The sequence below is a fragment of the Serratia sp. CY37869 genome (assembly GCF_052168895.1).
Taxonomy (GTDB): Bacteria; Pseudomonadota; Gammaproteobacteria; order Enterobacterales; family Enterobacteriaceae; genus Serratia; species Serratia ureilytica.
The window spans coordinates 705,026-718,447 of sequence record NZ_JBJNLU010000002.1; the positions used below are offsets into that span (position 1 = coordinate 705,026).

The window sequence follows — 13,422 nt, forward strand, 5'->3', positions numbered from 1 at the left end:
CAGGGAAACGATCCCGGTGAAGGTCTGTTATAGCAGTCTTTCTGTCTGGACGTCTATTTTGGGTTTCGGAGCATCATAGCCGGATGCGGCGGGCAGGGGAATCAGGGCGGTTATGACTTTTTCTTCATGCTTATAACGTGGGGGTTGGGGCAATAAAAAAAAAAGGGCCGAGCAAGCTCGACCCTCCCTATGCCGCGCATCTGCGCGATTACTTGACCTGCATGCCAGGCTGCGCGCCGCTGTCCGGGCTCAGCAGGAAGATCTCTTTCCCGCCAGGGCCTGCCGCCATCACCATGCCTTCTGACACGCCGAAGCGCATTTTACGCGGCGCCAGGTTGGCGACCATGATGGTCAGACGGCCTTCCAGCGCTTTCGGGTCCGGGTAAGCGGAGCGAATGCCGGAGAAGATTTGGCGCGATTCGCCGCCCAGATCCAGCTGCAGCTTCAGCAGCTTGTCGGAGCCCTCGACAAAGTCGGCGCTCTTGATCAGGGCGATACGCATGTCGACCTTGGCGAAGTCGTCGAAGGTGATGGTTTCCTGGATTGGATCGTCAGCCAGCGGACCGGTCACCGGCTTGGCGGCGGCCATGTCTTCTTTCGAGGCGCTGACCATCGCGTTGACCTTGTCCAGATCGATGCGGTTGAACAGCGCTTTGAATGCGTTCACCTGATGGCCCAGCAGCGGCTGCGGGATCGCGTCCCAGCTCAGCTCGGCGTTGAGGAACGCTTCGGCGCGTTCGGTCAGCGAAGGCAACACCGGCTTAAGGTAAGTCATCAGCACGCGGAACAGGTTGATGCCCATCGAGCAGATGGCCTGCAGATCGGCGTCGCGGCCTTCTTCCTTCGCCACCACCCACGGCGCCTGCTCATCCACATAGCGGTTGGCCAGATCGGCCAGCGCCATGATTTCGCGGATGGCGCGGCTGAACTCGCGGGCGGCGTAGGCTTCGGCGATGCTCTGGGCCGCGTCGACGAAGGTCTGGTACAGCGCCGGATCGGCCAGGGTGTCGGCCAGCTTGCCGCCGAAGCGCTTGTTGATAAAGCCGGCGTTGCGCGAAGCCAGGTTCACCACCTTGTTGACGATGTCGGCGTTGACGCGCTGCACGAAGTCTTCCAGATTGAGATCGATGTCGTCAATGCGGGAAGAGAGCTTGGCGGCGTAGTAATAGCGCAGGCAATCGGCGTCCAGGTGCTGCAGGTAGGTGCCGGCCTTGATGAAGGTGCCGCGCGACTTGGACATCTTGGCGCCGTTCACCGTCACGTAACCGTGCACGAACAGGTTGGTCGGTTTGCGGAAGTTGCTGCCTTCCAGCATCGCCGGCCAGAACAGGCTGTGGAAGTAGACGATGTCCTTGCCGATAAAGTGGTACAGCTCGGTGGTGGAGTCTTTGCGCCAGAACTCGTCGAAGTCCAGATCGCCGCGCTTGTCGCACAGGTTCTTGAAGGAGCCCATGTAGCCGATCGGCGCGTCCAGCCAGACGTAGAAGTATTTGCCCGGCGCATCCGGAATTTCGAAGCCGAAGTAAGGCGCATCGCGGGAGATGTCCCACTGCTGCAGGCCGGATTCGAACCACTCCTGCATCTTGTTCGCCACCTGCTCCTGCAGCGCGCCGGAGCGCGTCCACGCCTGCAGCATTTCGCTGAAGGCCGGCAGGTCGAAGAAGAAGTGCTCGGAGTCGCGCATCACCGGCGTCGCGCCGGAAACCACGGACTTCGGATCGATCAGTTCCGTCGGGCTGTAGGTGGCGCCACACACTTCGCAGTTGTCGCCGTACTGGTCTGGCGATTTGCATTTCGGGCAGGTGCCTTTCACGAAACGGTCCGGCAGGAACATGCCTTTCTCCGGATCGTACAGCTGAGAAATGGTGCGGTTCTTGATAAACCCGTTTTCTTTCAAGCGGCTGTAAATCAGGGTGGACAGCTCACGGTTTTCATCGCTATGGGTCGAATGATAGTTGTCATAGCTGATGCCAAAGCCGGCGAAATCCTGTTGGTGCTCCTGGCTCATCTCCGCGATCATTTCTTCCGGTTTAACGCCCAGTTGCTGCGCTTTCAGCATGATCGGCGTGCCGTGCGCGTCGTCCGCGCAGATGAAATGCACTTCGTGGCCGCGCATTCGTTGGTAACGCACCCAGATATCCGCCTGGATGTGCTCGAGCATGTGGCCGAGATGGATGGAACCATTTGCGTACGGTAGCGCGCACGTCACCAATAATTTTTTCGCGACTTGAGCCATAGTGAGAACTTGCTTTCTGTAATGAATAAAAGGGCCTTCGATGTTAACCGATCGCGCCCTTCGCTGCTAGGGCGGTTTCTTACAGGTTATACGCGCCAGCCGCCGCGCAGTTCTGGTATGCTTAGCCGGAAGCTACCCATTCAAAATCAAGGAGCCGGGATGAACGCAAAATCCCCTGAGCAGACCAACCCCGAAGTTCTGCGCGCCCTGGTGACCGGTGTACTGGCCGCCTTTGAACACCCGACGTTGAAAAACAACCTGACCGCATTGAAGGCTATCCATCACTGCGCGTTGCTGGACGATGTACTGCATATCGAACTGACGATGCCCTTTGCCTGGCAGAGCGGCTTTGAGGCGCTGCAGGCGAGCGTCGGCCCCGAACTGCTGCGCGTGACCGGCGCTTCCGCTATCGACTGGAAGCTGAAACACGATATCACGACGCTGAAGCGTGCCAACGGCCAAGCCGGGATCAAAGGCGTGCGCAACATCATCGCCGTCAGCTCCGGCAAAGGCGGAGTGGGGAAATCCAGCACCGCCGTCAACCTGGCGCTGGCGCTGGCCGCCGAAGGGGCCAAGGTCGGCATTCTGGACGCCGACATTTACGGCCCGTCGATCCCCAATATGCTGGGCACCGAACATGAGCGGCCGACCTCGCCGGACGGGCAGCACATGGCGCCGATCATGGCGCACGGGCTGGCGACCAACTCCATCGGTTATCTGGTGACCGACGACAACGCCATGGTGTGGCGCGGCCCCATGGCCAGCAAGGCGCTGATGCAGTTGCTGCAGGATACGCTGTGGCCGGATCTGGATTACCTGGTGCTGGACATGCCGCCGGGCACCGGTGACATCCAACTGACGCTGTCGCAGAACATTCCGGTGACCGGCGCGCTGGTGGTCACCACACCGCAGGATATCGCCTTGCTGGATGCCGCCAAAGGCATCGTAATGTTCGAGAAAGTGCATGTGCCGGTACTGGGCATTGTCGAGAACATGAGTGTGCATATCTGCAGCAACTGCGGCCACCATGAGCCGATCTTCGGCACCGGCGGCGCCGAGAAGCTGGTGCAGAAATATAACAGCCGTCTGCTGGGGCAGATGCCGCTGCATATCTCGCTGCGTGAAGATCTGGATCGCGGTACGCCGACGGTGATCAGCCGCCCGGAGAGCGAATTCGCCGAGAGGTATCGCCAGCTCGCCGGCCGCGTGGCCGCGCAGATGTATTGGCAGGGCGAGGCGATCCCGACGGAGATTGCGTTCCGCGCGCTGTAATCTGTTTGCGGCAGTGAAAGAACCCGGCTTAACGCCGGGTTTTTTTATGGGGTACGGGTAGGCTTGTGCAGGTCGGCACGGATATAAGGGCGTTCGATCTGCGCCAGCGTTTTGGCGATATGTTCCAGCAATCCCTGGGTGGGGGCCGGCTGCCGCTGCCCCATCAGCGCCAACGGCAAGGCCAGCGCAATGGCCAAATGCGACCAGGCAAGCTGTGGTCGCGCTTTCCCTCGTTGCAGCCATAAAAACAGTGCGCTGGCCAGGTAGCCTAAAATCAGTCCGCTGATGACCTCGGATACCGAATGCACGCGGATTTCCAGGCGCGACACGCCGATGGTGAAAGGCAATATCCACCCGGTCAACAACGCGATGCTGCGCACTGGATGGGAAAATCGACCGGTTAAAGCCCAAAGCAGCGGCGGCCAGATGCTCGCGGCGAGGGCCGAATGGCCGCTGAATCCAGTGAAGTCATAACTTGCGCTACCAATGCCCCAGCCCATAAAGGCCAACTTGGACAGGCAGACCAGCCCGCCGGTGAAACCGAAGATCAGCGCCCATTGCCAGCCTGCCGCGCGAGTGGCGGGAAACACGATCAGCAACAAAAACAGAATCAGCGCGCAGGGCAGCAGCAGCATGCTGTCGCCGAAAAAAGTCAAAAAATACCAATCCAGCACATCACTCTCCGATGAAAGACTACGGGGTCCCTAAGTCAGCGCAGGAGTGTAACCTGTTGCGGGGCATTGCCCTAGCCGTGAGATTCTTAAAATGTCATATCGCCGGTACGGCGCGATAGCCTGAATTCGCCCGCCGTCGCGCAATATACAGTGGCGCAAACCCCGACGACTCCCTATAATTGTCGCGTTTTAGTTCCCTCCCTTCACATTACGAAATCAGGTCTTTAATTTTATGACTGACAATCCGCATCAGTGCGTCATTATTGGTATAGCTGGCGCATCTGCCTCCGGAAAAAGCCTTATTGCCAGCACGTTGTACCGCGAACTCCGCGAGCAGGTCGGCGATGAGCACATCGGCGTTATTCCAGAAGACAGTTACTATAAAGACCAGAGTCACCTGACCATGGAAGAACGGGTCAAAACCAACTATGACCACCCGAGCGCCATGGATCACAACCTGCTGTTCCAGCATTTGCAGATGCTGAAGGCCGGCAAAGCGATCGAACTGCCGCTGTACAGCTACACCGAGCACACGCGCAAGAAAGAAACCGTCCACCTGAAACCTAAAAAAGTCATTATTCTGGAAGGGATCTTGCTGCTGACGGATATCCGCTTGCGCCAGGAGATGAATTTCTCGATCTTCGTCGACACGCCGCTGGATATCTGCCTGATGCGCCGCATGAAGCGCGATGTCAACGAGCGCGGCCGCTCGATGGATTCGGTGATGGCGCAATACCAGAAGACCGTGCGCCCGATGTTCCTGCAGTTTATCGAACCTTCCAAACAATACGCCGATATCATCGTCCCGCGCGGCGGCAAAAACCGCATCGCGATCGATATTCTGAAAGCCAAAATCAGCCAATTCTTTGAATAATGCCGCTTAATGGCCGGAAATGTGTATTTCCGGCCGGCGGCCAACTATTTGCACCCCGGCGTAGACCTTTCGCCCGTTGTGTGGCAATTTTTGTTTAGTTACGCGTTTTGATGGAGAAGAGAGACATGAGACTGTGCGACCGCGATATAGAAGCCTGGCTGGATAGCGAGAAACTGGTGATTTCCCCACGTCCGCCGCTCGAACGCATCAACGGGGCCACAGTAGATGTCCGTTTGGGCAACCAGTTCCGCGTATTCAGCGGCCATACCGCGCCTTTTATCGATCTCAGCGGGCCGAAAGACGAAGTCAGCGCTGCGTTGGATCGCGTGATGAGCGACGAGATTGTCCTGCCGGAAGGCGAGGCGTTTTTCCTTCATCCCGGCGAGCTGGCCCTGGCGGTGACGTTCGAATCCGTGACGCTGCCGGACGATCTGGTGGGGTGGCTCGATGGCCGTTCTTCTCTGGCGCGCCTCGGGTTGATGGTGCACGTCACTGCGCACCGTATCGATCCGGGCTGGCACGGACGCATCGTGCTGGAATTTTACAACTCCGGCAAGCTGCCGCTGGCGCTGCGGCCGGGCATGCTGATCGGGGCCTTGAGCTTTGAACCGTTGTCCGGCCCGGCGGCCCGGCCATACAACAGCCGGCAGGACGCAAAATATCGCGATCAGCAGGGCGCAGTAGCCAGTCGAATCGACAAGGACTAACGGCGCGGGATGCACCGTCGGTGTGGCGCTGACAAGAGGGTGGCATGAGAAGATTACTGACGACATTGGCGATTTTACTGGTGGTTGTGGTGGCGGGGATGTCCGCGCTGGTACTGCTGGTCAATCCGAATGATTTTCGCGGTTACATGGTCAAAAAGGTCGAGCAGAAGAGCGGCTATCAGCTGACGCTCGAAGGCGACCTGCGCTGGCATATCTGGCCGCAGCTCAGCATTTTGGCCGGGCGCATGACGCTGACCGCGCCGGGCGCGAAAGCGCCGGTAGTGAGCGCGGAAAATATGCGCCTCGATGTCAAACTGTTGCCTCTGCTGTCGCATCAGCTGTTTGTGAAACAGGTGATGCTGAAAAACGCCGTCATTCTCCTCACGCCCGATAGCGAAGAGCATTCGCAGATGGATGCCCCGATCGCGCCGGCCGGCACTGGCACAGACGCGGCAGATGCGGCCTGGAAGTTCGATATCGATAATCTGCGGGTCGTGGACAGTCTGCTGATTTGGCAGCGCGCCGACAATGAGCAAATTAATGTCCGGGATATCAATCTCACCCTGCAACAAACGCAGACGCGACAGGCGCAGCTGGAACTTTCCAGCCGGGTCAATCGCGATCAGCGCGACCTGACCTTCAGCATGGCGGCCGATGTCGACTTGCAGCAGTTCCCTCGCCAGATTGGCGCCAAAGTCACCCAGTTCAATTATCAACTGGCGGGTGCGGATATTCCGAACGGCGGTATTCAGGGAGAGGGCAATGCGCAGGTGGTCTATCAGCAGACGCCGGCGCAGATTGCCGTCAGCCAGCTGAGCGTCAGTGCCAATAACAGCCAATTGACCGGCGATATCAGCGCCACGCTGGGGGCGGTGCCCGGCTATGTGGTGAACCTCAATTCGGCTAACCTCGATCTCGATGCGCTCTCCGGCTGGCAATCCAGCACCAATACCGCCGAACAACCCGCTGTGACTTCCGCGCCGGTGATCGCCAGCCAGGTTGACGATCGGCAGCAGAATTTAGAGGCGCTGCGCGATTTCAATGCGCAGTTGAATCTGCAGGCCGCGCAGTTGACCTATCGCGGTATGAACGTCACTCAGTTGGCCGTCGTGGCGGACAACCAACGCGGACTGCTGACGCTGCATAAACTCGCCGGACAATTGGCCGGCGGTGATTTCTCCTTGCCGGGCTCGCTGGACGCGCGCGGCAATAAACCGGTGATCAGCGTGCAGCCGGCGCTGAACCAGGTTGAACTGGGCACGGTGCTCAAAGCCTTCGACATGCCGCAGATGTTGATCGGCAAATTCAGCATGAAAGGAGATTTGACCGGCGATCGCCTCTCTTCACAGTCATTTGAGCGCCGCTGGCGCGGTACGGCGCAGCTGGCGATGCAGGATGCGCAGCTGCATGGCCTGAACATTCAGCAGCTGATCCAGCAGGCTGTGGCGCGCAACGATAACAGCGTGCGCGGGCAAGACAGCTATCAGCGTTATACCGAGGTCAAAAACGTCTCGGCGCAGGCCAGTCTGAATCAGGGCACGATCAAGCTCAGCGGTCTGACGGCGGATTCTCCTTTGCTGGCGCTGACCGGCGCCGGCAGCATCGATATGCCGGGCAAACAGTGCGATATGGCGCTTAACGTGCGCGTCACCGGCGGATGGCAAGGGCGCGGCGAGCTGATCGAGCAACTGCAAAAAACGCCGATCCCGCTGCGGGTCTATGGGCCGTGGCAACAGCTCAACTATCAACTGCAGGTCGATCAGGTGTTGCGTAAAACGCTGCAGGATCGGGCTAAAGATGCGCTGAACAAATGGGCTGAAAAGAACAAGGATTCGCGCGAAGGTCAGGATCTGAAGAAGCTGCTCGACAAGCTGTAATCCCTCCGATGCGGGCCACAGTGTGGCCCGCGTCAATATCGAGGTTCCCGCGATAATTTCTCTCCGTTACCTTGATGAAGGTCATGAAGACCTCTGCTCAGTTTGTGCAGAGTAAGGGCCAGTTTTGCTATTACTGTGCGCTTGAGCGCGAAAAATGACGAGTTGAGGAAACATGATAGAGCTCCTTATTGGCGCCGCAGTCGCGGCGGGCGTGGGCCGTTACATTATCAAGGGATATTCCGCTACCGGCGTCTTGTTGGTGGGAGGGCTGCTGCTGCTCGGCATCAGCGCCCTGATGGGGAAAACGCTGTTGCCGTCCGGCGCCGCCTCAACCGGCTGGCGCGCGACCGACATGATCGAATACGTCAAGATTTTGCTGATGAGCCGCGGCGGCGATCTCGGCATGATGATCATGATGCTGTGCGGCTTTGCCGCCTACATGACGCATATCGGCGCCAACGACGTGGTGGTCAAGCTGGCCTCACGCCCGTTGCAGATGATCAATTCGCCTTATCTGCTGATGGTGGCGGCGTATTTTGTCGCTTGCCTGATGTCGCTGGCGGTCTCTTCCGCCACTGGCCTCGGCGTGCTGCTGATGGCGACGCTGTTCCCGTTGATGGTGAACGTGGGCATCAGCCGCGGCGCGGCGGCTGCCATTTGCGCTTCGCCGGCGGCGATTATTCTGGCACCGACCTCCGGCGACGTGGTGCTGGCGGCCAAAGCGGCGGAGATGCCGCTGGTGGACTTCGCGTTCAAAACCACGCTGCCTATCTCGATTGCCGCCATTGTCTGCATGGCTGTGGCGCATTTTTTCTGGCAGCGTTATCTCGACAGAAAGAGCAATGAACAGCATCACATCATGGACGTCAGCGAAATCAAAACCCATGCGCCGGGATTTTACGCGATATTGCCGTTTACACCGATCCTCGGCGTGCTGATTTTCGACGGCAAATGGGGACCGGAGCTGCACATCATTACCGTGTTGGTGGGTTGCATACTGTTGGCGGCATTGATTGAGTTCGTGCGCAGTTTCAGCGCGAAACAGGTATTCAGCGGCCTGGAAGTGGCTTATCGCGGCATGGCGGACGCATTCGCCAGCGTGGTCATGCTGTTGGTGGCCGCCGGGGTCTTCGCGCAAGGGTTGAGCACCGTCGGCTTTATCAGCGGGTTGATCGGGCTGGCGCAGTCGTTCGGCACCGGCGGTTTGATCATGATGTTGGTGCTGGTGGTGATCACCATGCTGGCGGCCATGACCACCGGCTCCGGCAATGCGCCGTTCTATGCGTTTGTCGAACTGATCCCGAAACTGGCGGCGCAAATGGGCGTTAACCCGGCTTATCTGGTGATCCCGATGCTGCAGGCGTCTAACCTCGGCCGCACGCTGTCGCCGGTCTCCGGCGTGGTGGTGGCGGTCTCCGGCATGGCGAAAATCTCACCGTTCGACGTGGTGAAGCGCACTTCGGTGCCGGTGATTGTCGGGCTGGTGGTGGTGATCGTGGCGACGGAGTTGCTGGTTCCCCAGTAAAACCAAGGCCGGGCAATGCCCGGCCTCAATGTTAAACCTCGTAGTCCTCCGGTGGGGGAGGCGGGGTGATCTTCACTTTCAGGATACGGTGGCTGTTGACCTCCAACGGCTCGAACAGGTAGTCACCGATCGTGATTTGTTCGCCTTCTTGCGGCACGCGCTGGCTGTGTTCCATCAGCAGCCCAGCCAGCGTGTGGTATTCACGCTTTTCTTCCAGTGGCATCGGCAGGTACAGCACCAGATCTTCCAGCGGCATATAGCCGTTGGCGGTCCAACTGCCGTCCTCGTTTTGCTGAATGTCGTGGCGTGCATCCACCTCTTCGCCGGCCTCCGGCAGGTTGCCGGCGATGGTTTCCATCACGTCCGTCAGGGTGACGATGCCTTCGACGGAACCGAACTCATCGACCACAAAGGCAAAGTGCGTCTGTGCCTGGCGGAATTGCTCAAGGGCGCTCAAAAGCGTGAGCTGTTCCGGGAAGATCAACGGTTGGCGTATCAGCGCGCGCAGATCCAGCGGCGCCTGCGCCAGCTGCTGTTTGAGGACGTCGATAGTGTGGATAACGCCCAACGGCTCATCGCTGGCGCTGCTTTCTACCACCACGATGCGCGTGTGTTGATTGCGCTCCAGCAATTGCGTCAGCTTCTCCTGCGGATCGTTCAGCTCAAGGTATTCGACGTCGTGACGCGAGGTCATGATGCTGCTGACCGTGCGCTGCGCCATACCCAGCACGCGTTCGATCATGCGCCGCTCTTGCTGATTGAAGATCTCGCCGTTTTCGCTGTCGCTGTCGGCCAGCAGATTGGCGGAATGACTGTCGACCTCGGCTTCTTCATGTTTGCCGCTCAGCATGCGCAGCACCGCCTCGGCGGTACGCTCGCGCAGCGGCCGCACCTTCGACAGGAAACGACGGCGGTTGAACTGCGCCAGTTGGTTCAATGCTTCGATCATCACCGAGAAGCCGATCGCCGCGTAGAGATAGCCTTTCGGAATGTGGTAGCCGAAGCCTTCCGCCACCAGGCTGAAACCGATCATCAGCAGGAAGCTCAGGCACAGAATGACGATAGTCGGGTGAGCGTTGACGAAGCGCGTCAGCGGTTTGCTGGCCAGCAGCATCAGGCCGATGGCGATACAGACCGCGATCATCATCACCGCCAGGTGGTCGACCATGCCGACCGCGGTGATCACCGAGTCGAGCGAGAAGACGGCATCCAGCACCACGATCTGCGCCACCACCGGCCAGAAGCGCGCGCCTTTGCGTGTGCCATGCTGTTCTTCATCCTTGCCCTCCAGCCGCTCGTTCAGCTCCATGGTGGCTTTGAACAGCAGGAATATCCCGCCTACCAGCATGATCAGATCGCGGCCGCTGAAGGGGTGTTCTGCGACGATGAACATCGGTTTGGTCAGCGTCGCCAGCCACGAGATGGAGGCGAGCAACGCCAGACGCATCACCAGCGCCAGCAACAGACCGACGACACGAGCCTTATCTCTTTGTTGTTTTGGTAGTTTATCCGCCAGAATGGCGATGAAGACAAGGTTGTCTATACCCAGAACGATTTCCAGCACGACCAATGTGGCCAGGCCGGCCCAAATTGTTGGATCAGCGATCCATTCCATACGCCCAATTTCACCTGTAAGTTCTACGGCTTATGCCGCACGGGAATGATGGGCGCTGAGGCGGCAAAATTCAACTCTAATCCGGGGAGATGGTTGGAAACAGGTTATTTAGGTAGAAAAAACACCTAATAATTCAAAGCACATTCAAGTGTACTTGGCATCACGGAGAAACTGTGTATGAGAACGCTAACTGGGTTGTTCATAAAAGACACATGCTTTAAAATTCAATAATATCAACGTATTGAAATAGGCTTCTTATGTTATTATTTGCATAGCTCCAGCGCGTTAGTAGTCTTATTCTGAAAACACCTAGCCACGGGTATCTAAGGCTTGTATCAGCAAGTCAATAGTATAAGAATCTTAGCCATATAAGCGAAGATAACTCGCGTTTTTTGGTTATAAGGGCATAGATTCTCGTTGTTCTTCAAGCTGCGAAATACCAACGTGTGATGCGAGCTCTTTGTCATGCACAGAAGCGTGCTTAGCGTTCATTGGATTGCGTGCAGGAATTTTTCATAACAGCGTTTTGGCAGCTATAAGCCAAGGGCGGTAGCGTGTCTGCTCGAATAGTTTGCGTTGCCATGCTTTGCCTAAAATGTGTGATTTATACTATATAAATCAGCTAATTGCTTGTGGAAGTGGAAATGCAGAAAAGACTGAAAGCTGTGATCCCTGTGGCGGGTTTAGGAACTCGTATGTTGCCGGCAACCAAGGCGATCCCTAAAGAAATGTTGCCGGTGGTCGATAAGCCACTTATCCAATATATTGTCGGTGAGTGTGTCGCTGCCGGCATTAAGGATATCGTGCTGGTTACCCACTCTTCGAAAAATGCGATTGAAAACCATTTTGACACTTCTTTCGAGTTGGAAGCCGTGCTGGAAGCGCGTGTAAAACGCCAGCTGCTGGCTGAAGTGCAAAATATTTGCCCGCCGGATGTGACCGTGATGCAGGTGCGTCAGGGGCAAGCGAAAGGGCTTGGGCATGCGGTATTGTGCGCGAAACCCATGGTAGGGGATTCCCCTTTTGTCGTCTTGTTGCCAGATGTGTTGTTGGATGATGCAACCGCGGATCTTCGTACAGAAAACCTGGCTAAAATGATCCAACGCTTTGAGGCTACAGGGTGCAGCCAAATCATGGTTGAACCGGTACCAGAGCAGGATGTGTCAAAATATGGCGTAGTGGATTGTGCGGGAGTAGCACTGGTTGCAGGCGAAAGTGCGCCGATGTCGGCAGTGGTGGAAAAACCCGCACGCGAGGAAGCGCCATCTAACCTGGCGGTTGTGGGGCGCTACGTGCTTTCCGCTGCTATTTGGCCGCTGCTCGAGAAGACGCCTCCAGGCGCGGGCGATGAGATCCAGTTGACCGACGCTATCGCCATGCTGATGGATGAGCAAATAGTGGAAGCCTTCCATATGAGCGGTAAATCACACGACTGCGGCGATAAACTGGGTTATATGAAGGCCTTTGTGCAATACGGTCTACGCCATGCCACAGAAGGTGAAGATTTCTCGCGATGGTTGAAGCTGGCCTTGAATAACAACTAACATGTGGCTGAGTACGTTCACAAGATTGAAGAGGACGAGCATGACGAAGTTGAAAGCTGTCATTCCTGTCGCTGGCTTGGGTATGCATATGCTACCGGCGACTAAAGCGATTCCTAAAGAGATGTTGCCGATCGTCGATAAGCCTTTGATTCAATACATTGTTAATGAGTGCGTAGCGGCAGGTATCAAAGAGATCATTCTGGTTACGCATTCATCTAAAAATGCAATAGAAAACCATTTCGATACGTCCTTTGAATTGGAAGCGATGCTTGAGGCTCGCGTTAAGCGCCAGTTGTTGGATGAAGTCCAATCGATAACGCCGAAAGGCGTAACGTTGATGCATATTCGGCAAGGGCAACCTAAAGGGCTGGGTCATGCGGTACTTTGCGCCAAGCCATTGATCGGAGACTCTCCTTTCGTGGTGCTGTTGCCGGATGTGTTGCTTGACGATGCTAAAGCCGATCTGAAAAAAGATAACCTGGCGCATCTCATTTCCCGCTTTGAAGAGACGGGATTGAGCCAGGTGCTGATACAGCCTGTGGATGAGCGCGTTTTGCGCAATTACTCCGTTGTGGCGTGCCAGAACAATGTGTTGCAGCCAGGCGAATCTTCACCCATTACCGCGATTATCGAAAAACCGGACAGCGATGTTCAACTGAAGTCCAACTATTCAGCCGTTGGGCGCTACGTGCTTTCAGCCACTATCTGGCCCATTTTGGAAAAAACCGAGCCGGGTGCCTGGGGACGCATTCAGTTGACGGACGCGATTGCCGAATTGTTGAAACATCAGACGGTAGAAGCCACAGAGTTGGTTGGCGAGTCGTTTAACTGCGGTGAAAAGATGGGTTACTTGCGGGCATTCGTGACATATGGCTTGCGTCATCCAACGCAGGGTAAGGCCTTCCGTGAGTGGGCTGAACAACTCTCTCTGTAGCGTTTATCAATTACTCTCATGATGGCTGGTCTGGAGCGATATCCGACCGGCCTCTGCTATGTTTAGGCAAAAACGACGGTGCTTATGCTGCTCTTTTTATTTAAGAACTATGCAATAATGCTCCTAGGCTTTCAGTCTAACAAATCTGAATTCAACACTTGCTC

10 protein-coding genes are annotated in these 13,422 nt (G+C 56.9%); 7 read left to right on the forward strand and 3 right to left on the reverse strand.

Translation table 11 applies throughout. The features are described 5' to 3' along the window. Positions 1 to 208 precede the first annotated feature (208 nt). Entirely contained in the window at positions 209 to 2,236 is a 2,028-nt protein-coding gene (metG, locus tag ACJ8J1_RS13725; protein ID WP_033642451.1) for a methionine--tRNA ligase, read from the reverse strand. Between the two features lie 159 nt (positions 2,237 to 2,395). On the opposite strand from metG, the gene apbC reads away from it, so the two are divergent. Continuing rightward, positions 2,396 to 3,508, forward strand: a complete 1,113-nt coding sequence (gene apbC, locus ACJ8J1_RS13730; RefSeq protein WP_033642452.1) for an iron-sulfur cluster carrier protein ApbC — start codon at positions 2,396 to 2,398, stop codon at positions 3,506 to 3,508. Positions 3,509 to 3,552: 44 nt separating this feature from the next. Here the strand turns inward: apbC and ACJ8J1_RS13735 are convergent, their stop codons facing one another. After that, the gene (locus ACJ8J1_RS13735) at positions 3,553 to 4,182 is read right to left on the reverse strand and encodes a phosphatase PAP2 family protein (protein ID WP_033642453.1); all 630 of its coding nucleotides are present in this window, start codon (positions 4,180 to 4,182) and stop codon (positions 3,553 to 3,555) included. 232 nt (positions 4,183 to 4,414) lie between these two features. On the opposite strand from ACJ8J1_RS13735, the gene udk reads away from it, so the two are divergent. The 4 genes from udk to dcuC all read left to right on the forward strand — a co-directional run bounded on the left by udk (position 4,415) and on the right by dcuC (position 9,165). Next, complete coding sequence (gene udk, locus ACJ8J1_RS13740; protein ID WP_033642454.1) at positions 4,415 to 5,056, forward strand: uridine kinase; 642 nt, start codon at positions 4,415 to 4,417, stop codon at positions 5,054 to 5,056. A gap of 125 nt (positions 5,057 to 5,181) precedes the next feature. Next, positions 5,182 to 5,763: a dCTP deaminase gene (gene dcd / locus ACJ8J1_RS13745; protein WP_019454407.1), complete on the forward strand. Its 582-nt coding sequence runs from the start codon at positions 5,182 to 5,184 to the stop codon at positions 5,761 to 5,763. A 44-nt stretch (positions 5,764 to 5,807) separates the two neighbouring features. Then, positions 5,808 to 7,640, forward strand: a complete 1,833-nt coding sequence (gene asmA / locus ACJ8J1_RS13750; protein ID WP_033642455.1) for an outer membrane assembly protein AsmA — start codon at positions 5,808 to 5,810, stop codon at positions 7,638 to 7,640. A gap of 172 nt (positions 7,641 to 7,812) precedes the next feature. Further along, entirely contained in the window at positions 7,813 to 9,165 is a 1,353-nt protein-coding gene (gene dcuC, locus ACJ8J1_RS13755) for an anaerobic C4-dicarboxylate transporter DcuC (protein ID WP_033642456.1), read from the forward strand. A gap of 31 nt (positions 9,166 to 9,196) precedes the next feature. Here dcuC and ACJ8J1_RS13760 read toward each other — a convergent pair whose 3' ends face one another. Further along, entirely contained in the window at positions 9,197 to 10,780 is a 1,584-nt protein-coding gene (locus ACJ8J1_RS13760) for a TerC family protein (RefSeq protein ID WP_033642457.1), read from the reverse strand. Positions 10,781 to 11,424: 644 nt separating this feature from the next. Here ACJ8J1_RS13760 and galU point away from each other — a divergent pair. After that, a complete protein-coding gene (gene galU / locus ACJ8J1_RS13765) occupies positions 11,425 to 12,324 on the forward strand; it encodes a UTP--glucose-1-phosphate uridylyltransferase GalU (RefSeq protein WP_033642458.1) in 900 nt (299 codons plus the stop codon). Positions 12,325 to 12,364: 40 nt separating this feature from the next. Further along, positions 12,365 to 13,258, forward strand: coding sequence for a sugar phosphate nucleotidyltransferase (locus ACJ8J1_RS13770; protein ID WP_033644230.1), 894 nt, complete (start codon positions 12,365 to 12,367; stop codon positions 13,256 to 13,258). Positions 13,259 to 13,422 lie beyond the last annotated feature (164 nt).